Below are 22,639 nucleotides of genomic sequence, written 5' to 3' on the forward strand. Positions count from 1 at the left end.
GCCGCGTACTTCGATTTCTACAACGCGCGCCGGCCCCATCAGTCGCACGACGGGCGCACGCCGGACATGGTCTACTTCGCCACGCTGCCGGCGATGAAGGAGGCTGCCTGATGGGTTGAACCATGAGTACATGGCTCAACCGGGGCGCCTCCGGCGGCCTGGCAGGGGCCTTGAAGATTGAAAGAATCAAACCGCAGCCAATCCACTTAACTCAGGTCGATGCGTGTTCAGACGACCGGAGCCGGTTCTCAGTTCATGCCCGTCTTCCTTTTTGAGCCCTACATAAATTTCGCCCGTCAGGCCCGTTCGGCCATCTCGCCGACCAGCGTGACAACTGTGTAGCACGGTAAGAACTCAGCACCTACCGCAAAGTGCAGAAAGGCCGGCCTTCGACGCCCGCCCAGACACAGGCTCGAATGCATGCGATCACGACCCGCGAATCCTGGGTGGAGGGCACGGATTTCACAATGATGAGCATGAGCTTTCTCCAGTCGCCGGTATCGCGACTCGTTGCGCCTGATGTGCGAAGTGAAGCACCACGTAGCCCAGCGAATGCCAGAAGCGGGCTTCGTTCTTGCCGCAATTCAGAATGCATGCGCACGCCTGCGATCCGAAACACTCGTAACCTCTGTCAGAGCTCCCCGAATCCAGAATCATCTTGTCCATCGCGTCGCCTCTTTAGGTTGCCCTCTCCATGCGATTGGTTTAGATGATTAAGGCGCACGAGACCAGCAGCCCGCGGCCGGATCGGACGTCGGCATCGGCGTGGAAGTGATGTCAGGATTCATCCGGGATGCTGACATCGGCGCTGTCCGACATGGACGCCATCTCGTGATTCCAGTCGCTGAAGAGGCTCGCGAGGCCCATGCCCAGAATGTTGCGGTTGAGCCAGTGCTTCGGTGCTACCTGGCGAGACTGCGGCTTGGTGGTCGCTCGCACGATGGATTTCCGTTTCAGCACCGCAGCGTCGCAACAAGGCGCCGGGGGTAGAGCAGCAGCCCGAGCGCTGCGCCGATGTGCGGCGCTGCGACATCGACGGCCAGGAGGGTCTCCACGGCGGCGCCTTGCGCTTCGACGACCGCGATGCCCAATGCCGCCTTGGCTAGCATCAAGCGGTCATTGGAGAGCATCACATTCCTGGGGGTGTGCAGTGCAGCAAAGTAAGCTTCGGGGATGGAAGCCGGAGCATCTTCTGGACAGGAGGTCCTGCAGCTGCGCGCAGTGCTGCGCAGCATCAGCCCGCTGATCTGGCGGCGCCTTCTGGTGCGAGGCGATACGAGCGTCGCGCGGCTTCACCGGATCCTGCAGGTCGCGTTCGGCTGGCAGGACATGCACCTTCACCGCTTCGAGATTCGTGGTCGCGAGTACGGAGTCCATCAGGAGGGCGGCATCTTCTTCGACACCGACGCACACGAAGCCTTAATCGGCCAACTGAAGCTGCGGCGCCTCGAACGATTCACATACGAGTACGACTTCGGCGATTTGTGGGTGCACGACGTGCGCATCGAGGCCACCTTGCCTTTGGACCCGAAGCGGGTGTATCCGGTGTGCATCGCAGGCCAGCGCGCCGCTCCTCCAGAGGACTGCGGCGGTCCGCAAGCGTTCATCGCCACTCGGTTCGAGCACACCTTGATCGGTGAGAGCAGGTCCCGGCACGAATTCGATGATCTTCTCGACGAGGTGGAAGACGTGGAATGGGAGATCTTGCGCCACTACCACCCCGATCGCTTCGATCGGCGCGCAGTTAACCGCAGGCTTGCCGCGTTGGCTCCTCCATCTCAGGAAAGGTGAGTCCATGAAAGTCACCATTCAGATTCGTATCGAGGGCGCCGCGGGGCGGACGGTCACCGTGCCGCTTCATATCATTGATCGGGCATGTGACCAGGTGCAGGACGTCGGACTCGTTTTTGGCGACGCCAAGTCCATCCTCGGCAAGCTCCAACAAGCGCTTGTCCAAAAGCAGCTGGATTGCTACCTATCCGACCGCAGGGCCTGTCCGCACTGCGGCAGGCCGCGAGCCGTCAAGGGCTACCACCCTCTGCGCTTTCGCACCGCGTTCGGGGATATCGACTTTCGCAGCCCCCGTTGGCGCCGCTGCCGCTGCGAGCAAGCCCGGGAGGCTACTTTCTGCCCGCTGAGCGAACTGCTGACGGTGCACACGTCCCCAGAACTGACGTACCTGCAGGCCAAGTGGGCCGCGCAAGTCTCCTTCGCGGCGGTCGGTGCGCTGTTGCATGATGTGTTGCCCGTCGACCAGGGGCTGCGTCCGGAAACCATTCGTCGGCACGTTCTGGACACCGCGGAGCGACTCGATGCGCAACTCGGCCCGGAGCATTTCGCCTACAACGGCGGCGGCTCCCAGCGCGAGATCGAAGCCTCGCCGGAGCCTGCCGCTCCAATCACGGTGGGGCTGGACGGCGGCTACATCCGAGGCCGCGATCGCCTGCCGGGTGCCAACGGATGCTTCGAGGTCATCGCCGGAAAGAGCATCCCGGAGGAAGGTGTAGCCAAGGTCTTCGCCTTCGTTCATCGGATAGACCGCGAACCGAAGCGGAGGCTGCGCGCCGTGCTCGAGGCGCAAGGCATCCTCCCTCGACAGCACATCACGTTCCTGTGTGACGGCGGGGACACAGTTCGTGAGCTCGGCGCGTTTGTGCACCCGCGATCCGAGCACATTCTGGATTGGTTCCACGTCGCCATGCGCATCGAGCAGCTCTTGCAAACAGCACGCGGGTGGCAAGGCTCGGAAAAGGAACACCTCCTCAAGGGCATCGAGCGCGTCAAATGGTTCCTGTGGCATGGAAACGTGGTCCGCGCCGACGAAACCTTGTACGACCTGCTCGAAGAAATCAACGGCGTGCGCGAGCAGGACAGGCAAGCCGGGCGGCCGCCTTCGGTCGTGCTGAGGAAACTTGATCGGGCGCTGGATGAATTCGCGACCTACGTCGACAACAATGCCGGCGCCATCGTCAACTACGGGGAGAGGTACCGATGCGGGGAACGGATCTCCACCGGCTTTGTCGAGTCCGCGGTCAACCAGGTGATCTCCAAGCGGTTCGTGAAAAAGCAGCAGATGCGCTGGACGCCGCGCGGAGCGCATCTGCTGCTACAGGTTCGTACCCAGGTCCTCAATGACGAGCTACGCGCGTCCTTCGAGAGGTGGTATCCCGGTTTCGGAGCTCAGGATCAGGCGCCGCTCGCGGCGTAGGCGGTGGAGCAAGGATGCTGCATTGCACACCCCCGGGAATGTGATGCTCTCCTAGATGTAGCTGCGCGGGCCCGGCACCACGCCATTGAGGTGGTAGTTGCCCAGGTGAAAGAGCTTCCAGCGCAGCGGGTCGTGCAGCGAATGCGTGCGAGCGTTGCGCCAGTGACGGTCGAGCCCGTGTTTCTCCAGGGTCGCGCGCGCCCCGGTCAGCGTGAAGAAGCCATCCGCCAGCGTGGTCGCCGCATCGGCGCAGTTCAGCCGTGCGTCGGCAATGGCCAGGCGAGCGTCCAGCACGGCATCGTCCGTCGGCTCGGCCCACGCGCGGTCGACCCGTTCGGCTGCGTGGCGCAGCGACAGGGCCGCGGTGCGCACCTGCACCGCGTACCCGCCAAACGCCTGGACCACGAAGGGTTCGTGCGCGTGTTCATCGTTCGGGTTGTCGATCCACGGCCGGTTGTGGTGGACGATGTAGTCCCGCGCGTCGGCCAGCACCTCTTCGGCAATGCCCTGGTCGATGCCCGCGTGGATCAGGCTCGACAGCAGCATCCGAGCCTTGTGGGCCGGGCCCTGCGCCGCGAACGGCAGCACGTGCGCATCCGGCACGAAGACGCGGTCGAACACCGTGGTGCCGCTGGCCGTGGTGCGCTGCCCCATGCCGGACCAGTCGTCGACCACCTCGAGCCCGGGGCTGCCCGCTTGCGCGAAGAACATGCACTGGTGGCCGGCCTCGTCGTTGCCGATGAAGGGAATCCACTGCGCGAAGACTCCGCCGGTCGAGTAGAACTTGCGACCGGTCATGCGCCAGCCGCCCGCCACGCGCTCGAGGCGGTGCTCGTAGTCGAAGGGGCGCTTGCGCGTGTCTTCCGAATGGGCGTTGCCGATGCGGTCACCGGCCAGCACCCGGCCGCAGAAGAAGTCGGCCTGCGCCGGCGTGCCCTGGCCGAACAGCGGCAGCCAGCAGAAATGGTTCTGCGGGATCTGCGCAATGCTCGGATCGGCGGCGGCCAGCACGCGAAAGCAATGCACGACTGTCGCCGCCGACACCTGGGCGCCGCCGTGGCTGCGCGGCACCGACATGCCGAAGAAGCCGGCCTGCGTGAGTTGCGCGATTTCCGCGGCGGGCAGTGCCCTCGCTCGGTCGCGTTCTCGCGCACCCTGCCTGAACACGGCAGCCAAGGCTTCGACCCGCTCGCGTGCCTGCGCGTCGTTGCGCACGAGATCGGCGGCAGCCAGGCCGCTCACCCCGCCCCCGACCACACGGCGTTGCGAACCTCGACCGCCTTCGGCAGTACGCCGAGCCGCAACAGCCGGTCCGCCGTGCGCTGCTGCGAATCCAGGATGGCCGGCGTCAGCGGCCCGACGTCGAAGCCGGCATTGGCGTTCACCTCGGCCACGACATCGAGCGGCATGCCGGTCACCGCCGAGAGCGACTTCGTGACCTCGCCGAGATTGCGCTTGGCCCAACTGCCCGCTTCGACCGAACCCTCGATCAGCGCGCGCACATGCTCGGGCGATGCCTTCGCGAACTCGGTGTTGGCGAGCAGGAAGCCGGCACTGTCCTTGAGCACATCGCCCTGGTAGACGACCACCCGCGTCTTGCTGCGACGCTGGGCAATGGTGAAGTAGGGATCCCAGATGGCCCAGGCGTCGATGTTGTCGCCGTCGAAAGCGAAAGCGGCGTCCGCCGCGCTCAATCCGATGCTGGTCACGTCGTTGATGTTCAGGCCGTGAGTCTCAAGCGCCGCGGCCACCAGGTTGTGCGAGCTCGACCCCTTGGCGTAGCCGATGCGCTTCCCCTTCAGGTCGGCGATGCTCCGGATCGGCGAGCCGTCCTTGACCAGGATGCCTTCGGAGCGCGGCGTGGACGGCTGTGCGGCCACGTAGGCCACGCGCCCGCCGGAGGCCTGCAGAAAGATGCAGCCCACGTTACCGGCGTTGCCGAAGGCGATGTCCCCGGCGTCCATGGCCTGCAGCAGGTTCAGCCCCGAGGTGAACTCGGCCCACTCGATGCGGATGCCCTGCGGCTCGAAGCGCTTTTCAAACACCTTCAGCTGCCGTGCCACCAGCGGGATGCCGGTCTTCTGGTAGCCGAGCGTCAGCGTCGAGCCCTTCAGGCCGCTGGCGCTCCAGGCACGGGGGGCCAGGCCCACGGAAGCCGCGCCGGCCGCGATGGCGAAATGTCGTCGTGAAATCATGGCTGGGAAGGGTCGGGTCTCAGAGCGCGCCAGCGCTTTCGGGCGCGATGCCGTTGAGCAACGCATCCCCGACCACGGTGAGCTTGTGGCGCACCGGGTCGTGCAGCGTGTGCACCCGCGCATTGCGCCAGTGGCGGTCGAAGGCATGCGGGTGCTGTGCCGAGCGCGTGCCGCACAGCTCGAAGAGCTTGCTCGACGCGAACAGCGCCACCTCGGAAGTCAGCCACTTGGCCTCGGCCACCGCGAGCGAGGCCGCCCCTCTGCGGGCCTTGTCCGGTTCGACGATGGCCGCGTCCACCGCGAGGCCCGCGCGCTGCGTCATGGCCGCCGCGGCATGCAGCCGGGTCTGGATCTCGCCGACCTGTGCGATGACCAGCGGGTCAGTCACTGCGCGCGGCGAGCCTTCGGGCTGGCTGATTGACGACTGGCCGCGCAGGAAGCGCACCGTGTCGTCCAGCGCGGCCTGCGCGATGCCCAGGTCGATGCCCACGTGGCTGAGCTGCGAGACCGCGCCCATCGGCTGCTCGCTGTATGCCCGGTGGATCGGCAGCACACACAGCTCCGGCAGTTCGACCCGGTCGAGCCGCACGCGGCCGCTCGCGGTGGTGCGCTGGCCGAAGCTGTTCCAGTCGTCTTCGATCGCGAGGCCGGGCGTGCCGGCGGGGATGATGGCGACCGTCTTTTCGCCGGCCTCGTTCTGGCCGATGACGCTCACGTAGTGCGCAAAGAGCGCGCCCGTCGCGTAGATCTTCTCGCCGCTGAGCACGTGGCCGCGCGCGGTGCGCGCGATGACGGTGGGCTGCACGCCGTCCTTGCCCGCGGCATCGACGTTGGCATTGCCGAAGCGGCAGCCGCGCAGGATCTCGCCCAAGAAAAAGTCTTTCTGCGCCGCGGTGCCGACGGTCGACAGCCAGAACACCGCGCTGTTGTGGTTCTGCTGGATCTGACCGATCGACGCGTCCGCCGCCGACAGGATGGCGAACACCTGCGCAACCGTGGCATACGACACGCTAGCGCCGCCGTACGCGCGCGGCACGTTCATCGCCCAGAGGCCGGCGCCCGAGACCACGTCGAGTTCCTGCTCGGGCAGGATGCGTTCGCGATCCCGGATGGATGCGCCGTCAGCGAGAAGGCGTGCGATGCAGCGCGCCGTGTCGAGCACGTCGGCGTCGCCGCGCAGCACCTGCGCCGCCTGCACGGCGCGCGCGGTTCGGTGGCCGGCACGGCGCTTGCTCACGGAGGCAAGGACGGCATTCATGCCGACGTGCGATGCCGGGGCAGGCGGCCGAAGAACGGATGGCTCGGGTCGTTGAAACCCGGGCGCGACGAGTGCCCGGTGGTCACCAGCGCATCGACCAGCGCCTCGTCTTCCTCGGTGAAGCGGTAATGGAGGGCCGGCACATAGTCCTCCCACTGTTCCAGCGTGCGCGGACCGGCGATGGCGGAGGTGATCAGCCGGTTATTCAACACCCAGGCCAGCGCGAACTGCCCCGGCGTGATGCCGCGCCCTTCGACATGCTGCTTCACGCGCTGCGCGATCTCCAGCGACTCGGGGCGCCACTCGGTCTGCAGGATGCGCTTGTCGTCGCGACCGGCGCGCGTGCCTGGCGGCGGCGCTTCGCCGGGCCGGTACTTGGCGGTGAGCACGCCGCGCGCGAGCGGGCTGTACGACACCACGCCCAGTCCGTAGTACTCGGCCGCGGGCAGGTGCTCGGCTTCGACCTGGCGGTTCGCGAGGTTGTAGAGCGGCTGGCTCGCCGCGGGGCGGTCCACGTTCAGGGCATCGGCCGTGCGCGCGAACTCCGCGATCTTCCAGGCGCTGTGGTTGGACAGGCCGTAGCTGCGCAGCTTGCCGGCGCGGATCAGGTCGCCCAGCGCGCGCACGGTCTCGGCCACAGGCGTGGCCCGGTCCTCGCGGTGCAGGTACAGCAGATCGATGTGGTCGATGCCCAGGCGCTTCAGGCTGGCCTCGACCGACTGCACGATGCCGTGGCGGCCGGTGCTGCGGTTGTTGGGGCCGGCGATGTCGGGGTCGGGATTGGCGAACTTGGTCGCCACCACCCAGCGGTTGCGGTAAGGCGCCACCAACTGGCCGACGACCGTCTCCGATTCGCCCTTGTTGTAGGCGTTGGCCGTGTCGATGAAGTTCACGCCCTGCTCGAGGGCACGCTCGGCAATGCGCTGCGCGGTGGCGCGGTCGGTCTGGCCGCCGAACATCATGGTGCCGAGGGTCAGCGGCGAAACGAGGATGCCGCTGCGGCCGAGGGGGCGGTAGTCGATGGTGCTCATGAAGGAAAGGGGTTGTCTGTGTCGGGTCGGTTGAATGTGAATGCGCTCACAGCCGCAGGCCGGCCTGCTTCATGAGCGGCAGGATGCGGTCGCCGAAGAATTCGAGGTCGGGCTTGAAGTCGAAGAAGCTCAGTTGCAGGCCGTCGACGCCCGCGCGCTTGAGCTGCACGAACTGCTCGACCACCTGCTCCGGCGTGCCGATGACCTCGATGTTTCCACCGATGGCGCGGCGCTTGGGCGCGTCGTTGCCGACGCGCCCGCGCCAGGCGTGCGCATCGCTGTCGAAGCGGTTGAAGCTGGTGTTCGGGTCGGCGTCGATGTGCGCAACGATGGCGTCGTGGTAGTCCCAGGTCTCGCGCTCGGTCTCGCGGCTGATGACCATCGGATTGAGCAGCGTGCGCACCTCGCGTCCGACCGCGCGCGCGGCCTGCTTCACGCGCGCGGTGTGCGCGGGCAGCGCCTCGATGGCGCTGGCAAAGCTGGAGCCACTCGGGCTCGTGATGAAGACGATGTCCGAATAGCGTGCCGCAAAGGCGATGCCGGCGTCGGAGCCCGTGGCGTTCACGAGCACCGGGCGGCCGAAGCGCGGCTTGGGCGAGACGAAGGCGCCGTCGAGCTTCCAGGGCGATTCGCCCTTGAACGACCAGTTCTCGGCATCGCCCCAGAGCCGCTGCACGACCTCGAGGAACTCGGCCGCGAGCTCGTAGCGCCGGTCGTGCTCGATGCGCTGCGAGCCGAACATCTCGTGTTCGACCGCGCGATGGCCCGTCACCACGTTGATGCCCCAGCGGCCGCCCGAGATGTGGTCCAGCGTGGCGGCGTACTTGGCCAGGTGCAGCGGATGCAGCGGGCCGTACAGCACGTGGATGGTCGAGATCAGCATGATCCGGCTCGTCACCGCGGTCAGCGCCGCGGTGGTCATGAAGGAGTCGAGCGCATTGCCGTTGAAGACGCCGCCGTAGCCGCCCTTGGGCAGCCACTGCGACAGCGCGAAGACCAGGTCGAAGCCGAGCGCCTCGGCCGTGAGCACCAGGTTCTTGTTGTAGTCGAAGCGCCAGTCGGTGGTGCGCGGCAGGGTCGATGCGCTCCAGCCACCGGCCTGGATCGGCAGGAACAGTCCGAGCAAAACGGGCTGCCTGAATGCGCGGCTGATCGGACTCTCGCTGAATTCGGTCGGTGCGGCGAAGCGCTCCCACCCGGCGATGGCGCCGGGCCGCTGTGACAGGGACATTCTGGGTTTACCTCAGGGGTTGATCGATTCTGGTCGGCAGCGCGGACATTGGCACGCACGGAATCCGAATATTCAAATTCGCGATCCGCAGGAAGCAAAGAGGCTCAGAAGACCTTGCCGGATTCCAGATGGGTGGTCGTTCCGTTCAACTCGTAGTCGCCGACCACGCGTGCCTTTTGCTGCAGCGGGTTGTGGCTGAAGATCGTGCGCAGATTGCGCCAATGACGGTCGTAGTTGTGCCGCCGTGACGTGGCCGACGCACCGCCGGCCTCGAACAGGCGTTCCGCAGCCTGCAGCGCGATCCGGCTGACCACGAGCTGTGTCTTGGCTGTGGCCAGGGCGCCGTCCAGCACGAGCTGGCCCACTCTCTCCTCCCACTGCTCATCGCGGGCGCCTTCACGCAACGCCTCCGCCGAGCGGTCGAGCGTGCGTGCGTTGTCCGCGATCAGGGCGTCGACCGCGTGGCTGTGGGCGGCGATGTCGCCGATCGCCCACTGCGTGAAATGATCCTCCGTTGCCGATGCGGCCGGGCTGTGGGCGGCGGGCCTTCCGTGGTGGCGCACATAGTGCACCGCATCGCTCAGTACATTGCGCACGATGCCAGCCGCCACCGCCACCAGATAAAGCTGGCGCAGCGACGAGGCATGGCGACGCTGCAGGATGTGCTGCGGCGCGCGCACCACTTCATCCGGCCGGATCTCCAGCGCATCGAATTCCAGGCTGCCGCTCGCGGTGAGGCGCTGGCCCATGCCGTCCCAGTCGTCTTTCACGTTCAGGCCCTTGCGGTCGGTCGGCACGATCACGGTGGCGTCGTGCCCCTCGTCGTCCAGCACTGCGATGCTGGCGAAGTCGGAAAACGCGGTGCCGGTCGCGTAGTACTTGCTGCCATTGAGCAGCAGCCGTTCGCCTTGGCGCTCGAGCGCGGTGGTCACGGTGCCGGAACGCGGCGTGCCCAGCTCCGTGAAGGCGCCGCCGAAGACCGCGCCCTTGAGCACGCGCCCCAATTGGCGCTGGTTGTTCGCATCGGGCGGTGACGAGGTCCACAGTTCGATCGCGTTGTAGTGCGTGCGCAGCGCGTGCGCCACGTTGGAATCGGCCGCCGCCAGCGTGGCGACGACCTCTACCAGGGTCTCGATCGAGCCGCCCGGGCCGCCGCGCTCCGACGGGACCCGCAATGCGCCAAGTCCGGATTCGCGAAACTGTGCAAAGGCCTCGACGGGCAGCGTGCGTTCGCGTTCGCGTTCGGCCGCGCCTTCGGCAATTGCCGCCGCCAGAGCGGGCAGGCGCGCGAGCAGGACCTGGAGCCTTGGCGTCGATGCAGGGTGTGGGGTGGCAGTCATTGCAATGCGTGCGATCTCAAGGCTGGAAGTACAGGTCCGCGAAGCTGCCCCGGATGTGCTCCCCCGTAGGGGCATAGTCGCGCACCTTGCTGGCCAACACGGTGATGGCGGGGTTGGCCCCCAACTCGATCGATGGAATGTCCCGGTAGACCGCCTGCTGGAATTCGATGAAAAGCTGGCGACGCTTGGTCTCGTCGACCTCCACCGCGGCGGCTTCCAGCAGCCGGTCGACCTCCGGATTCGAGTAGTGCGCCGCATTGGAGAACGGCAGCCCGATCTTGAAGTTCTTCGACCAGAACACCCGTTGCACGCCCTCTGTGGGATCAAACAGGTTGGTGAGGCTTTCCAGCGTGATGTCAAAGGCGCGGTCGGTATAGGCCTTGGTCACGTAGGTGGCGAAATCGTAGTTCTCGATCGCGGCGTCGATGCCGACCCGGCCCAGCGACTGCCGCACGAAGTCCGCTGCCCGACGTTCCTGGAACGGGTTGTAGAGCAGGCGCAACTTCAGCCGGGAGCCACCAGCCCCGCGGGGAAATCCCGCCGCGTCCAGCGCGGCCTCGGCCGCCTTCGGATTGAAGGGATAGGGCCTGATGCTGGCATCGTGGTAGCGGCTGATGCCGGTTCCGATCGAGGACGCCGAAATCGTCCCGTAGCCGTACCAGACCGTCTTGGCAAAGGCGTCGATATCGATCGACTGCGCGATGGCGCGGCGCACTGCGATCTTCTGGAGCGCCGGGGTGTCGAGGTTGAAGTAGATCTGCTGATGGGCGCCCACGTAAGGGGAGACGCGGGTGTCGATCTCTATGCCCGGCAGCTTCTTGAAGCGCTCCACATCCGACAGCGGAATGCTGCCGGTTCCGCTCCCCAGCTCGGCCGCGCCCGATTCCAGCGCCGCCGCGCGTGCCGCGGAATCGAGTACGAAGCGCACCACCACCCGGTCCAAGTAGGGCTTGGGCTTGTCCCAGTAGTTCGGGTTGCGCTCCAGAATGATGTGACTGCCCTGCACCCATTCCTTGAAGACGAAGGGACCAGTGCCGACCGGGGCGCTGTTGTACTTGCTCGACGCAATGTCGGTGCCCTCGTACAGGTGCTTGGGAATGATCGGCGACTCCGTGGCCGCCAGCGCGGTCAGCAAGAAGGGCGAGGGCTTGCTGAGCACGATGACGGCGGTGTAGGGATCCGGCGTCTTCACGTCCACCACGTTGGCGAACGTGCTGCGCCCGCGCGGATGGACCTGCTTGAGCGTCAGGATCGAGAACGCCACGTCGGCCGAACTGAAGTTCTGCCCGTCATGCCACTTGACGCCACGGCGCAACTGGAAGGTGTATTGCAGGCCGTTCTTGCTCTGCGACCACGCGGTGGCGAGCAACGGCTTTGGCTTGAGGTCGTAGTCGTAGGTCAGCAAGCCCTCGACGACCTTGGGGCCGAGTTCGGCATTGCCGCCGGCGGTGGTAGCCAGCGGAATGATCGACGAAGGAACGGGATTGACGAGCCAGGTGAGCGTTCCGCCCGGGCGCGGCTGTGCCGCCGCGTTGACGGCTGCCAGCGTGGCGAAAGCCGCTGCGAGAACCAGGGTTCGTCCAGCCAGCTGCGCGCTTGCCCAATGTGTCATACGGAGAGTTTCAGAAAGGGAGGGAAGGAGGGGCCGGATGTTCGCCGCTCGGCCGGATCGGCCCAACAAAGGATTTCGTCTATGCAAACTACTTTCCTGCGCGAGAGCGTGACGGCGCGACAGCGCGAGCGGATCTGCACCGAAGCGAATTTCCAATATCGGAAAAATGCTAAGCGCAGCGTCGGATTTCCCGGACCATCACCTGCTCATCCCGTGCGCCGGTCCATTGGCACCCTCATCCATTCATATGCTCTTCTCGTTCCTGAAAAGAACCCGGTTCAATCGCCGCCTGGTTCACCTCGCGCTCGCCGCACTGCCCTTCACGGCCGCCGCCCAGGCGAACCCGCCGCCGATCGTGGAAGGCGGCACGCTCACCTTCGCAGTGCCGCAGGAGCCGACGTCGCTGGTGTCGTTTCTCGACACCAAGACCGACAACCGCAACGTCAGCGCCAAGGTCACCGAGGGCCTGCTGCGCTATGACGCGAAGTTCAGCCCGCAGCCGCTGCTGGCCACGTCATGGCAGGTCAGCGCCGATGGCCTGAAGTACACCTTCCGCCTGCGCCCCGGCGTGAAGTGGCATGACGGGCGCGCCTTCACGGCCGAGGACGTGCGGTACTCGGTGCTGACCCAGAAGAAGCAGGGCCCGCGCGGGCGCATCACGCTTGCCAACGTGGAGCGCGTGGACACGCCCGACCCGCTCACCGCGGTGATCGTGCTGAGCCAGCCGGCGCCATTCCTGATCAAGTCGCTGTCGTCGGCGGAACTCCCGATCGTGCCGTCCCACCGCTACGCCGACAGCGACCCGCTGGGCAATCCGAACCTCACGGCGCCCGTGGGCACCGGCCCCTTTGTCTTCGAGCAGTGGGTGCGTGGAAGCCACCTGGTGCTGCGCAAGAACCCGAACTACTGGCGCAAGGGCTATCCGCACCTGGACCGCGTGATCGTGAAGTTCGTGCGCGACCCGGCGGCGATCTCGACCGCGGTGGAGACAGGCGAAGTGGATGTTGCCCAGGGTGTCGGCCTGGCCGATCTCGAGCGGCTGGCCGCGAACCCGAAGCTTCGAGTGGACGAGAGCTATGACGGCTTCCTCAACAATGCCTCCTTCCTGGAGTTCAACGTCGAGAACCCGATCCTGGCGAATCCGAAGGTGAGGCACGCCATCGCCCAGGCCATCGACCGCAACTTCATTCGCGACACGATCTACTACAAGCGCGTGGAGGTGGTGAATTCACCGGTGCCGCGCGTGCTGGCCGACTACTACGACGACAGCGGCTTTCGCGACAGCTTCGACCCGGTCGCCGCCAACCGCCTGCTCGACGAGGCCGGCCAGCCGAAGCAAGCCAACGGCCAGCGCTTCACGCTGCGGCTGAGCTACATCCCCGGCGCCGACTTCAAGCGCACCACGGACTACCTGCGCTCGGCGCTGGCGAAAGTCGGCATCAAGGTCGAGATCGTTGACGGCGACCTGCCGACCTTCCTGAAACGCGTCTATGCCACGCGCGACTTCGACATCAACGTCAACGGACTCGGCCGCCTCTTCGATCCGACGGTGGGCGTGCAGCGCTTCTACTGGGGCGACGGCGTGCGCCATCCGCTGATCTGGATCAACGCCGCTCACTACGACAACCCGCAGGTCGACGCGCTGTTCGGCCAGGCCGCGGTGGAACTCGACGCGGGCAAGCGGGCTGCCCAATTCAAGCAGATCCAGCAGATCGTCGGTCGCGACCTGCCCGTTCTGCCGCTGGTGACCGTGCCTTCGATCCAGGTGCTCAACCGGCGCGTGCACAACCTCGACAACAGCATCGACCTGACAGCCGGCGATCTCGCCGACGCCTGGATCGAGCCATCCAACCAAGACAAGAAGGACAAGCAACCATGACTACCCAGGACCTCCGTGCTTCGCAGCTGGATTCGACCTCGCTGCTGGATTCCCTCACCTACGCCAGCGCGCGGACGCAGGCCGAAGCGCTGGCCGCAGGCCGCGTCTCGGCCGTCGAATTGCTCGACCACGTGCTTGCGCGCATCGACCGCTTCGACCCGGACATCAACGCGGTGGTGGCGCGCAACGACGATGCAGCCCGCGTCGCGGCCCGCGAAGCCGATGGCGCGCTGGCGCGCGGCGAACGCAGGCCCTTGCTCGGCGTACCGATCACGGTCAAGGAATCGTTCGACGTCGCCGGCTTTGTCACCAGCAGCGGCAACCCCGCCTTTGCGAACAACGTCGCGACGACGGACGCCCTGGCGGTAGCGGCGCTGCGTGAAGCCGGCGCGGTGATCGTCGGCAAGAGCAACGTGCCACTGGCGCTGGCCGACCTGCAAAGCTACAACGCGATCTACGGTGTCAGCAATAACCCGTGGGACCTCACCCGCACGCCGGGCGGCTCCTCGGGTGGCTCGGCTGCTGCGCTGGCGGCCGGCTACGTCGCACTGGAACTTGGCTCCGACATCGGTGGCTCAATCCGCATTCCTGCGCACTTCACCGGCGTCTATGGCCACAAGCCCTCCGCGGGGCTGGTCTCGTTGCGCGGCACCGGCGTGCCCTCGGGCCGCCTCGCCGACCGCGACCTGAGCGTGGCCGGCCCGCTGGCGCGCACCGCGTCCGACCTCGAACTCGCGCTGGACCTGTTGCTCAACCGCGAGCCGCTCGCCGCCAAGGCCTGGAAGGCCACCTTGCCACCGGCGCGCCACACGAAGCTGCAGGACTTTCGCGTGCTGGTGATCGACCAGTGGCCCGGCAGCGCGCGCAGCCTGCACGAGCAGGACGTCGTCGCCAGGGTCGTGGAACGCCTGCGCACGCAGGGCGTGCGAGTGAGTCGGCCGGCCGATCTGCAGCCGGGACTGCTGCCCGACCTCACCCTGTCGCACCGCGTCTACCGCAGCCTGCTCGGCTCGTCGCTGACCTCGCCGCCCGCATTGAGCGAAGCGGCCCGGCAACGGCTCGAAGACCTGGCGCCGGATGACGACAGCGCGGATGCCGCCTGGCTGCGCGCGCCCAGTTTGCGCCACGGCGACTGGCTGCGCGACAACGAGACGCGCGTCGCGCTGCGCCATCAATGGGAGCGCCTGTTCGAAGCCTTCGACGTGGTGGTGACGCCGGTGGCGCCGTTGCCAGCCTTCGAGCACAACCACAGCGAGCCCAAGGATGCACGCAGCTATCCGGTCGAGTTCGAGGACGGCACGCGCGACGTGCGTTTTCTTGACTTGTTCCACTGGGCCGGGCTGCCGGTGCTGCCGGGCCTCCCGGCCACCAGCTTTCCGCTCGGGCTGGACGCACAGAGGCTGCCGGTGAGTGCGCAGGCCGTCGGCCCGTACCTCGAGGACCGCACCTCGATCGCCTTCGCCCGGCTGCTGGAAGAGATCTACGGCGGCTTCGTCGCCCCGCCAGGCTACGGCACCACCGGCACGGAAAACACTGACGGCAAGGTCGCGGCGGCATGAAGCCCACGTTCCCGATCGACCGTCGACGCTTCCATCGGCGCCTGCTCGGCAGCCTGGGCGTGCCGCTGGTGCTGCCGGCGCTGCCGACCCTGGCGGTGGCGGCAACGGCAACGACAACGGCATCTGGAGCGTCTGCGACGGACAACGCCCCGAAGCGCACGCCGGGGAGTGTCGTCACATTGCTCACTGCGCTCGAGCCGCCAACCTTGGTCGGCCTGGTCAACTCGGCAGCAGGCACCTTCCTGGTCTCGCCCAAGGCGGTGGAAGGCTTGCTGAGCTACGACTTCGACCTGCGCCCGCGCCCTCAGCTCGCGGTCTCGTGGGACGTACAGCCCGATGGCCTGCAATACACCTTTCATCTGCGCCGCGGCGTCAAGTGGCATGACGGCCAGGACTTCACCTCGGCCGACGTCGCCTTCTCGATCCTGGCGCTCAAGGCCTCGCATCCGCGCGGCCGTGCCACCTTCGCGAGCGTGACCGAGGTGCGCACGCCAGATCCGCACACGGCGGTCCTGGTGCTCGGCCGGCCTGCGCCCTTCCTGCTCACCGCCCTGGCGGCGGCCGAGTCGCCGATCGTTCCGCGCCACGTGTACGAGGGCAAGGACCTGGCAAGCCATCCGGCCAACACCGCGCCGATCGGCACCGGCCCCTTCGTCTTCAAGGAGTGGGTGCGCGGCAGCCATGTGATCTACGAGCGCAACCCCAACTACTGGGATCCGGGCAAGCCCTACATCGACCGCCTTGTGGTGCGCTTCATTCCCGACCCGGCGGCGGCCGCCGCGGCGCTCGAAAGCGGCACCGTCGACCTAGCGGGCGCCACGCCAGTGCCGATCCCTGACCTCGACCGACTGAAGGATGTGCCGCACCTGAGCCTGGACACCCGCAGCAACGAGTACTTCAACAACTCCACCACCCGCATCGAATTCAACCTCGACAACCGCTTCTTCAAGGATGTGCGGGTGCGCCAGGCCGTCGCCCACGCCATCGACCGCGACGTGATCCTGAAGACCGTGTGGTATGGCTACGGCGTGGCCGCGCCGGGCCCGATTTCGCCGGTGCTCAAGGGCTTTCACGACCCGAAGGTGGCGGTGCCGGGCTTCGACCGCAAGCGTGCCGAGGCGCTGCTGGACGAGGCCGGCTTGCCGCGTGGCGCCGACGGCGTGCGCTTCAAGGTCAGCCACGACGTGTTCGACGCCGGCGGCAACCGGGTCGGTCAGTACATCCGGCTGGCGCTGGCCCGGGTCGGCATCGATGTGACCGTGCGCGCACAAGAGTTCGGCAGCTATATCAAGCGGGTCTACACCGATCGCGATTTCGACTTCAACAACCAGGGCATGAGCCAGATGTTCGACCCCACGGTGGGCATCCAGCGCTTCTACTGGTCGAAGAACTTCCGTCCCGGCGTGCCCTTCTCGAATGGCGCGCACTACGGCAATCCCGAGGTCGACCGCCTGCTCGAGGCCGCTGCCGTCGAGAACGACCCAGCCCGGCGGCGCGCGCTCTTCAGCGACTTCCAGCGCGTGATCGCGACCGAACTGCCGACCATCGGCCTGGTGGCTGTCGCGCAGGTCACGGTCGCCAACCGTCGCATCGGCGGTCACACGGTCGGCGCGGAGGGTCTCTCCGGCAACTTTGCAGACATCCACATCAAGGCCTGAACATGCGGCAATCCACCATTTCGCGCCGCCTGCTCTTGCAGGGCGGCGCCGGCCTGGGTCTCGCCGGCGTCGCGCGCGTGCCCGCCTGGGCGCAATCGCAATCGGCAAGTGGCCCTGGCGCGCCGGTTCGTGGCGGCACGTTGACCGTGCTGATCGACCCTGAGCCGCCCACGCTGTCGACCATCGCGCACTCGGCGGGCTCGACGGTGCTGATCTCGGCCAAGACCACCGAGGGGCTGCTCACCTACGACTTCGACCTCGTGCCGCAGCCGCAACTCGCCACCGCCTGGGCGGTGAGCAGCGACGGCCTCCAATACACCTTCAGCCTGCGCCGCGGCGTCAAGTGGCACGATGGCCAGCTCTTCACCTCGGCCGACGTCGCGCACTCGATCAGCCTCTTGAAGCAATACCACCCGCGCGGCCGCGCCACTTTCGCGAGCGTGGCCGAGGTGCGCACGCCGGACCCCTACACCGCCATCCTGGTGCTGTCGAAGCCGGTGCCCTACCTGATCACGGCGCTCGCGGCCTCCGAATCACCGATCGTGCCCAAGCACCTCTACGAAAGCGGCAAGGCCGACGCCAACCCGGTCAACAACGCGCCGATCGGCACCGGCCCCTTCGTCTTCAAGGAGTGGGTCCGCGGCAGCCATGTGACCTACGAGCGAAATCCCGACTACTGGGACAACCCGAAGCCTTATGTGGATCGGCTCATCGTGCGCTTCATCCCCGACGCGGCCGCGCGCGCGGCCGCGATCGAGAAGGGCGAAGTGCACCTGAGCCCCGGCACGCCGGTGCCGATGGGCGATATCGAACGGCTGCGCACCCGCCCCAACCTGGCGTTCGAGCCCCACGGCTACGAGTACATCAACAACGTCTCGCGGGTCGAGTTCAACCTCGAGAACCCGGCGCTGCAGGACCTGCGCGTGCGCCAGGCCATCGCGCTCACGATCGACCGCCAGGTGGTGTTGAAGACGGTCTGGTACGGCCAGGGCCAGCTCATCCCGGGGCCGGTGAATCCGGCGCTGAAGAAGTTCTACCTGCCCGACTTGCCGGTGCTGCCGCACGACGTGAAGCGGGCCGAGGCCTTGCTCGACGAAGCCGGCTTCACGCGCGGCAAGGCCGGCGGCAACCTGCGGCTGAAACTGGCGCTGACGCCGATCCCCAACGAGGGTGGCCAGCGCACCGCCGACTACCTGAGGCAGAGCCTGGCCCGCATCGGCATCGAGGTCACGGTCAGCTCGCAGGACTTCGCGACCTACGTGCGGCGCATCTACACCGATCGCGCCTTCGACCTGCATGTGAGCGTGATGAGCAACACCTTCGATCCGACCGTCGGCATCCAGCGCCTGTACTGGTCGAAGAACTTCAAGAGGGGTCTGCCCTTTTCCAACGGCTCCGGCTACGACAACCCTGAGGTGGATCGACTGCTCGAGGCCGCGGCGATCGAGTTTGACGAGAAGCGGCGCCAAAAGGCCTTTGCCGAGTTCCAGCGCCTGATCGTGCGCGATCTGCCCGACATCACGTTGCTCGCGCCCGACAACTACACCATCGCCGACCGTCGCGTGCGCGGCCACACCGTGGGAGCCGACGGCATCGCCGGCAACCTGGCCGGCGCGTGGATCGGCGCCTGAGTCCTTGTCTTCATCCATCCGAACTCGACAGGAGAACCATCCCATGCCCACGTCCTCTTCCACCGCCAGTCCCGACGTGCTCTGGTACACCCGCTGTCCCGTGCCCTCCCCGCTCGGCATCGCCGCGCGCCAAGGCTGGCTGGCCGAGACCTTCGCCGAGGAAGGCATCGCCATCGAGTCGATCATCGACTCGAAGGACCGGAGTGTGCGCGAGAGCCACTTCGACCACCACCTGGCATGGTCCTTCCGCCAGGGCGGCAACATCCCGCCGATCTGGGCCCGGGCCAACGGACGCGCCACGCGGCTGGTGGCGATCACCTGGACCGACGAGTTCCAGGCCATCGTCACGCTGCCGGGCCGCGGCATCGCATCGATCGAGCAGCTGGCGGGACGTCGCTTCGCGGTGCCGCGCCGGGTCAATGACCTGATCGACTTCCACCGCGCCACGGCACTGAAGGGCGTCGTCTCCGGGCTCTCTCTGGCTGGCCTCACGACCCGCGATGTGACCTTGGTGGAGCTGCCGATCGAGGAGTCGGTGATCTTGGCCCAGGGCGAGCCCAGCCTGTTCGGATTGCGTCGGCGTCATCCCTATTTCCGCGAGGTGCAGGCGTTGTTCAGCGGCGAGGTGGATGCGATCTTTCTGAAGGGCGCCGAAGGCATCGTGGTCGCCAACCTGATCGGCGCCCAGGCGGTGGCCGAGTTCGGCAACCACCCCGACCCGAAGGTGCGCATCAACAACGGCACGCCGCGCGTGCTCACGGTGGACGATGCGCTTTCGCAGCAGCGCCCCGACCTGGTGGTGCGGCTGCTGGGCGTGGTGGCGCGCGCCGGCCGCTGGGCCGAAGCGCACCCCGACGAAACCTTGCGCTTCGTGGCGCGCGAGATCGCCACCAGTGAAGAAGCGGTGCAGGCATCCAACGGGCCCGAGGTGCACCGGCACCTGGGCATCGGCCTCGATGCGCCGCTGGTCGAGGCCATCGGGCATTTCAAGGACTTCCTGCTGCAATGGGGTTTCCTGCCCGCGGATTTCGACGTGGGGGCCTGGATCGACCATGGCCCGCTGCGCGCGCTGCAGGCGCTGCAGGCGCAGGTCGACCGCACCACGGACCACGCGCCCGTCGCCGTCGAATCCGCCGCACTGGCGACCGCAGCTTGAGTTCGCAACCCCACATCCTGGTGACGGGCGCCACCGGCCGCCTGGGCCAACTGCTGGTGCCGCGGCTGCTCGCGCGCGGCGCGAAGGTGCGTGTGCTGACGCGCCACGCTGCGCGGGCCAACGACCTGCACGCGCAAGGTGCCGAAACCGCGGTCGGCGACTTCGACGACGCCGACACCCTGCGCCGCGCGCTGCGAGAGGTGTCGCATCTCTTCCTGCTGTCGCCGATCACGCCCAGGCTGGCGGAGCAGCAGATCGCGGTGATCGAAGCCGCCGCCGCGGCCGGCGTGCAGCGCATCGTCAAGCTGTCGGGCTCGCACTGGACCATCGAGCCGCCCGGTCAATCGCTTTCGGGCGATGCGCACGGCGCGATCGAGACCGCGCTCGCTCGCTCGGGCATCGTGCACCGCGTGCTGCGCCCGAACGCGTGGCTACAGGTGATGTTGGGGCGCGTGGCCTCGGAGCTTGCGGCCGATGACGTGCTGCACGCGCCGCCGGGCGATCCGCGCGTCGCCTTCATCGACGCGCGCGACATCGCGGACGTGGCGGTGGAAGCGCTGTTCGAGCAATCCACCGCGCCCGGGGCTTCGCCCGCGCCGTGGGTGCTCACGGGCGGCAGGGCCGTGGGCTACGACGAGATCGCCCGCATCGCCTCGCAGCTCACGGGACGCCGGATCGCGACCGTTGCGCTGTCGGCGCAGGCCCAGCAGCAGCGCCAGGCCGCGAACGCGCCTTCGCCCTACATCGCCCGGGTGCATGCGCAGTTCGCCGAGCTGATCGCCGCGGGCGCAGCGGAGCCGATGACGGGCACGGTCGCCGAGGTGCTGAAGCGCTCGCCTCGCACGGTGGAAGCGTTCCTGGCAGAAACGTTGGCGCCCGCCACTGCCTAGAGCCCGTGCTGCTCGCGCCGTGCGAGTGCGGCCAGCGCCACTCAACCGCATTGAACGAACTCGACAGGGTCGGGGACTGCGTGATACGGCCCCGACACGCGCAACCGGTGCATTGAGGGCATCGCGGTACTTTCGTGCTTGCTTATGCGGAAGACTTCGTAGCCGCGCACGCGCGGCGTTGCTATGGTGCCGCCGATCTTTCTTCCAGCGCACCGATGTCACTCATTGCCGAAATTTCCAAGCCCGCTGCGGCGCCCCACTCCACGCACGCTCCCGCCATCTCCGCCGTCACGCTGCACCAATGGCTGCAAGACGGCCGCGAGCTCGCGCTGCTCGACATCCGCGAACACGGCCAGTACGGCGAAGGCCATCCCTTCTTCGCGGTGCATGCCGGCTACAGCCGCCTCGAAACGGAGGTCGCCCGCCTCGTGCCGCGCAGCGCCACCCGCATCGTGCTGTTCGACGACGGCGCCGCGGACTCGGCCTTGGCCCACCGGGCCGCGGGGCGGCTCGCGGCACTGGGCTACGACGATGTATCGGTGCTGGCCGGCGGCGCACCGGCCTGGGCGCGTGCTGGGCACACGCTGTTCAAGGGGGTGAACCTGCCGTCCAAGACCTTCGGCGAAGTTGTTGAGCACGCCTACCAGGTGCCGCACATCAGCGCCCGCGAGTTGGCCGAGCGCCAGCGCGCGGGCGAACCGCTGCTGCTGCTCGACGGCCGCACGCTGGAAGAACACCGCAAGATGACGCTGCCCGGCGCCATGCCGGTGCCCAACGGGGAACTGGCGCTGCGCTGGCGCACGCTGGTGTCGGACTCGTCCACGCCATCGTGGTGCACTGCGCGGGGCGCACGCGCAGCATCGTCGGTGCGCAAATCCTGCGCGACCTCGGTGTGCCCAACCCGGTGCTTGCGCTGGAGAACGGCACGCAGGGCTGGGCCCTCGCGGGCCTCGACATCGAACGCGGCAGCGCGAGAGCACTGCCACCACCGCCCGATGCCGCGCAGCGCCAAGCCGCGCGCGAAGACGCCGCCGCGGCCGCCCGACGCGCCGACGTGCCGGTGCTCACCGCCGCCGAGGCACAGGCCTGGCTCGACGACGGCACCCGCACCACCTTCGTGTTCGACGTGCGCACCGCGGAAGAATTCGCGGCCGGCGGCCTGCGGGGCGCGCGCCATGCGCCCGGCGGCCAGCTGCTGCAGGCCATCGACCTGCAGATCGGTGTGCGCCATGCCCGCGTGCTGGTGCTGGACGACGACGGCGTGCGCGCACCCGTGGTGGCCTTGTGGCTGCGCAGGCTCGGTCTGGATGCGGCCCTGGTCGAAGATGGCCTCGCCAGCGACCTGCGCGTGCCCGTGCGTGCGCCCGTGCGGCTGCCGCCTCCGGTGGCGGCCGCGGACGCCGATGCGCTGCTCGCATGGCGCGACGACGCCGACACACCGCCCGCGGTGCTCGACCTGCGGACCTCGACCGCCTACAGGGCGCGCCATGCGCGCGGCGCCGTCTGGTCGATCCGGCCGCGCGTGGTCGCCGATGCCCGGGCCGCGACCGACGGCGACCTGCAGCATCCGGTGCTGCTGATCGCGCCCGACGAAACCGCTGCGCGGCTTGCCGCGCAGGACCTGCGCGAGGCCGGCTGGCAACAGCTGTCATGGGCCCGCTCGGAAGCGGTCGAGTCCGCCGGCTGGGCCCAGCAGGCCACGCCGGCATCGCCGCCCGACGCCGAAGCCATTGACTACCTGTTCTTCGTGCACGACCGCCACGACGGCAACCTCAACGCCGCGCGCCGCTACCTGGACTGGGAACTGGGCCTCACCGCCCAGTGCGCGCCCGAGGAACTGGCCAGCTTTCGCATTCCACCGGGTGCGCACCAAAGTTCGCACGAAAGAACGCATATCGATAGTTGAAGGCGTTCGTTGCCAGGACAGACGCGGCCTCGGAAGATTGCCGCCTGCCTTGCTTCGCCCCTCACATTCGATGATTTCCCGCTCG

17 protein-coding genes and 1 pseudogene are annotated in these 22,639 nt (G+C 67.5%); 9 read left to right on the top strand and 9 right to left on the bottom strand.

Features of this window, described 5'->3' with window-relative positions:
• Positions 1 to 777: 777 nt before the first annotated feature.
• Both AC1DYD_RS35395 and AC1DYD_RS35400 read right to left on the bottom strand, forming a co-directional pair.
• Positions 778 to 939, bottom strand: a complete 162-nt coding sequence (locus AC1DYD_RS35395) for a hypothetical protein (protein WP_478177406.1) — start codon at positions 937 to 939, stop codon at positions 778 to 780.
• Positions 940 to 953: 14 nt separating this feature from the next.
• Positions 954 to 1,130, bottom strand: a complete 177-nt coding sequence (locus AC1DYD_RS35400) for a hypothetical protein (protein WP_478177407.1) — start codon at positions 1,128 to 1,130, stop codon at positions 954 to 956.
• Between the two features lie 43 nt (positions 1,131 to 1,173).
• Here AC1DYD_RS35400 and AC1DYD_RS35405 point away from each other — a divergent pair, with 43 nt between their 5' ends.
• Complete coding sequence (locus tag AC1DYD_RS35405; RefSeq protein ID WP_478177408.1) at positions 1,174 to 1,791, top strand: plasmid pRiA4b ORF-3 family protein; 618 nt, start codon at positions 1,174 to 1,176, stop codon at positions 1,789 to 1,791.
• Between the two features lie 4 nt (positions 1,792 to 1,795).
• A complete protein-coding gene (locus AC1DYD_RS35410) occupies positions 1,796 to 3,208 on the top strand; it encodes an ISKra4 family transposase (protein WP_478177409.1) in 1,413 nt (470 codons plus the stop codon).
• Positions 3,209 to 3,259: 51 nt separating this feature from the next.
• Here AC1DYD_RS35410 and AC1DYD_RS35415 read toward each other — a convergent pair whose 3' ends face one another.
• The 7 genes from AC1DYD_RS35415 to AC1DYD_RS35445 all read right to left on the bottom strand — a co-directional run bounded on the left by AC1DYD_RS35415 (position 3,260) and on the right by AC1DYD_RS35445 (position 11,875).
• Positions 3,260 to 4,450, bottom strand: a complete 1,191-nt coding sequence (locus tag AC1DYD_RS35415) for an SfnB family sulfur acquisition oxidoreductase (RefSeq protein ID WP_478177410.1) — start codon at positions 4,448 to 4,450, stop codon at positions 3,260 to 3,262.
• Positions 4,447 to 5,403 carry an aliphatic sulfonate ABC transporter substrate-binding protein gene (locus AC1DYD_RS35420; protein WP_478177411.1) on the bottom strand — a complete coding sequence of 319 codons (957 nt, stop codon included), beginning with the start codon at positions 5,401 to 5,403 and terminating at the stop codon, positions 4,447 to 4,449. The genes AC1DYD_RS35415 and AC1DYD_RS35420 overlap by 4 nt, the downstream gene beginning before the upstream one ends.
• Before the next feature lie 19 nt (positions 5,404 to 5,422).
• Positions 5,423 to 6,661 (bottom strand): SfnB family sulfur acquisition oxidoreductase, encoded by a 1,239-nt coding sequence (locus AC1DYD_RS35425; RefSeq protein WP_478177412.1) that lies wholly within the window; start codon positions 6,659 to 6,661, stop codon positions 5,423 to 5,425.
• Positions 6,658 to 7,683: an aldo/keto reductase gene (locus tag AC1DYD_RS35430; protein ID WP_478177429.1), complete on the bottom strand. Its 1,026-nt coding sequence runs from the start codon at positions 7,681 to 7,683 to the stop codon at positions 6,658 to 6,660. Before AC1DYD_RS35430 ends, AC1DYD_RS35425 begins: the two co-directional genes overlap by 4 nt.
• Before the next feature lie 55 nt (positions 7,684 to 7,738).
• Positions 7,739 to 8,923, bottom strand: coding sequence for an LLM class flavin-dependent oxidoreductase (locus AC1DYD_RS35435; RefSeq protein ID WP_478177413.1), 1,185 nt, complete (start codon positions 8,921 to 8,923; stop codon positions 7,739 to 7,741).
• Positions 8,924 to 9,027: 104 nt separating this feature from the next.
• Complete coding sequence (locus AC1DYD_RS35440; RefSeq protein ID WP_478177414.1) at positions 9,028 to 10,263, bottom strand: acyl-CoA dehydrogenase family protein; 1,236 nt, start codon at positions 10,261 to 10,263, stop codon at positions 9,028 to 9,030.
• Between the two features lie 16 nt (positions 10,264 to 10,279).
• Entirely contained in the window at positions 10,280 to 11,875 is a 1,596-nt protein-coding gene (locus AC1DYD_RS35445) for an ABC transporter substrate-binding protein (RefSeq protein WP_478177430.1), read from the bottom strand.
• A gap of 247 nt (positions 11,876 to 12,122) precedes the next feature.
• Here AC1DYD_RS35445 and AC1DYD_RS35450 point away from each other — a divergent pair, with 247 nt between their 5' ends.
• The 7 genes and pseudogenes from AC1DYD_RS35450 to AC1DYD_RS35480 all read left to right on the top strand — a co-directional run bounded on the left by AC1DYD_RS35450 (position 12,123) and on the right by AC1DYD_RS35480 (position 22,554).
• Positions 12,123 to 13,754: an ABC transporter substrate-binding protein gene (locus AC1DYD_RS35450; RefSeq protein WP_478177415.1), complete on the top strand. Its 1,632-nt coding sequence runs from the start codon at positions 12,123 to 12,125 to the stop codon at positions 13,752 to 13,754.
• The gene (locus AC1DYD_RS35455) at positions 13,751 to 15,313 is read left to right on the top strand and encodes an amidase (protein ID WP_478177416.1); all 1,563 of its coding nucleotides are present in this window, start codon (positions 13,751 to 13,753) and stop codon (positions 15,311 to 15,313) included. The genes AC1DYD_RS35450 and AC1DYD_RS35455 overlap by 4 nt, the downstream gene beginning before the upstream one ends.
• Positions 15,310 to 16,971 carry an ABC transporter substrate-binding protein gene (locus tag AC1DYD_RS35460; protein WP_478177417.1) on the top strand — a complete coding sequence of 554 codons (1,662 nt, stop codon included), beginning with the start codon at positions 15,310 to 15,312 and terminating at the stop codon, positions 16,969 to 16,971. The genes AC1DYD_RS35455 and AC1DYD_RS35460 overlap by 4 nt, the downstream gene beginning before the upstream one ends.
• Before the next feature lie 2 nt (positions 16,972 to 16,973).
• The gene (locus AC1DYD_RS35465; RefSeq protein WP_478177418.1) at positions 16,974 to 18,602 is read left to right on the top strand and encodes an ABC transporter substrate-binding protein; all 1,629 of its coding nucleotides are present in this window, start codon (positions 16,974 to 16,976) and stop codon (positions 18,600 to 18,602) included.
• 43 nt (positions 18,603 to 18,645) lie between these two features.
• Positions 18,646 to 19,758 (top strand): ABC transporter substrate-binding protein, encoded by a 1,113-nt coding sequence (locus AC1DYD_RS35470; protein WP_478177419.1) that lies wholly within the window; start codon positions 18,646 to 18,648, stop codon positions 19,756 to 19,758.
• A complete protein-coding gene (locus AC1DYD_RS35475; RefSeq protein ID WP_478177420.1) occupies positions 19,755 to 20,648 on the top strand; it encodes an NmrA family NAD(P)-binding protein in 894 nt (297 codons plus the stop codon). Before AC1DYD_RS35470 ends, AC1DYD_RS35475 begins: the two co-directional genes overlap by 4 nt.
• A 215-nt stretch (positions 20,649 to 20,863) precedes the next feature.
• A pseudogene (locus tag AC1DYD_RS35480) lies at positions 20,864 to 22,554 on the top strand (rhodanese-like domain-containing protein).
• The last annotated feature ends 85 nt before the right edge of the window (positions 22,555 to 22,639 follow it).

This window comes from Variovorax sp. P4_B11 (assembly GCF_056402355.1).

What these genes read in the sequence shown, in the direction of transcription:
- AC1DYD_RS35400 (WP_478177407.1), bottom strand. Translation starts at nt 1,130, where the DNA reads ATGCTCTCCAATGACCGCTTGATGCTAGCCAAGGCGGCATTGGGCATC.
- AC1DYD_RS35405 (WP_478177408.1), top strand. Translation starts at nt 1,174, where the DNA reads ATGGAAGCCGGAGCATCTTCTGGACAGGAGGTCCTGCAGCTGCGCGCA.
- AC1DYD_RS35410 (WP_478177409.1), top strand. Translation starts at nt 1,796, where the DNA reads ATGAAAGTCACCATTCAGATTCGTATCGAGGGCGCCGCGGGGCGGACG.
- AC1DYD_RS35420 (WP_478177411.1), bottom strand. Translation starts at nt 5,403, where the DNA reads ATGATTTCACGACGACATTTCGCCATCGCGGCCGGCGCGGCTTCCGTG.
- AC1DYD_RS35425 (WP_478177412.1), bottom strand. Translation starts at nt 6,661, where the DNA reads ATGAATGCCGTCCTTGCCTCCGTGAGCAAGCGCCGTGCCGGCCACCGA.
- AC1DYD_RS35435 (WP_478177413.1), bottom strand. Translation starts at nt 8,923, where the DNA reads ATGTCCCTGTCACAGCGGCCCGGCGCCATCGCCGGGTGGGAGCGCTTC.
- AC1DYD_RS35440 (WP_478177414.1), bottom strand. Translation starts at nt 10,263, where the DNA reads ATGACTGCCACCCCACACCCTGCATCGACGCCAAGGCTCCAGGTCCTG.
- AC1DYD_RS35445 (WP_478177430.1), bottom strand. Translation starts at nt 11,875, where the DNA reads ATGACACATTGGGCAAGCGCGCAGCTGGCTGGACGAACCCTGGTTCTC.
- AC1DYD_RS35450 (WP_478177415.1), top strand. Translation starts at nt 12,123, where the DNA reads ATGCTCTTCTCGTTCCTGAAAAGAACCCGGTTCAATCGCCGCCTGGTT.
- AC1DYD_RS35455 (WP_478177416.1), top strand. Translation starts at nt 13,751, where the DNA reads ATGACTACCCAGGACCTCCGTGCTTCGCAGCTGGATTCGACCTCGCTG.
- AC1DYD_RS35460 (WP_478177417.1), top strand. Translation starts at nt 15,310, where the DNA reads ATGAAGCCCACGTTCCCGATCGACCGTCGACGCTTCCATCGGCGCCTG.
- AC1DYD_RS35465 (WP_478177418.1), top strand. Translation starts at nt 16,974, where the DNA reads ATGCGGCAATCCACCATTTCGCGCCGCCTGCTCTTGCAGGGCGGCGCC.
- AC1DYD_RS35470 (WP_478177419.1), top strand. Translation starts at nt 18,646, where the DNA reads ATGCCCACGTCCTCTTCCACCGCCAGTCCCGACGTGCTCTGGTACACC.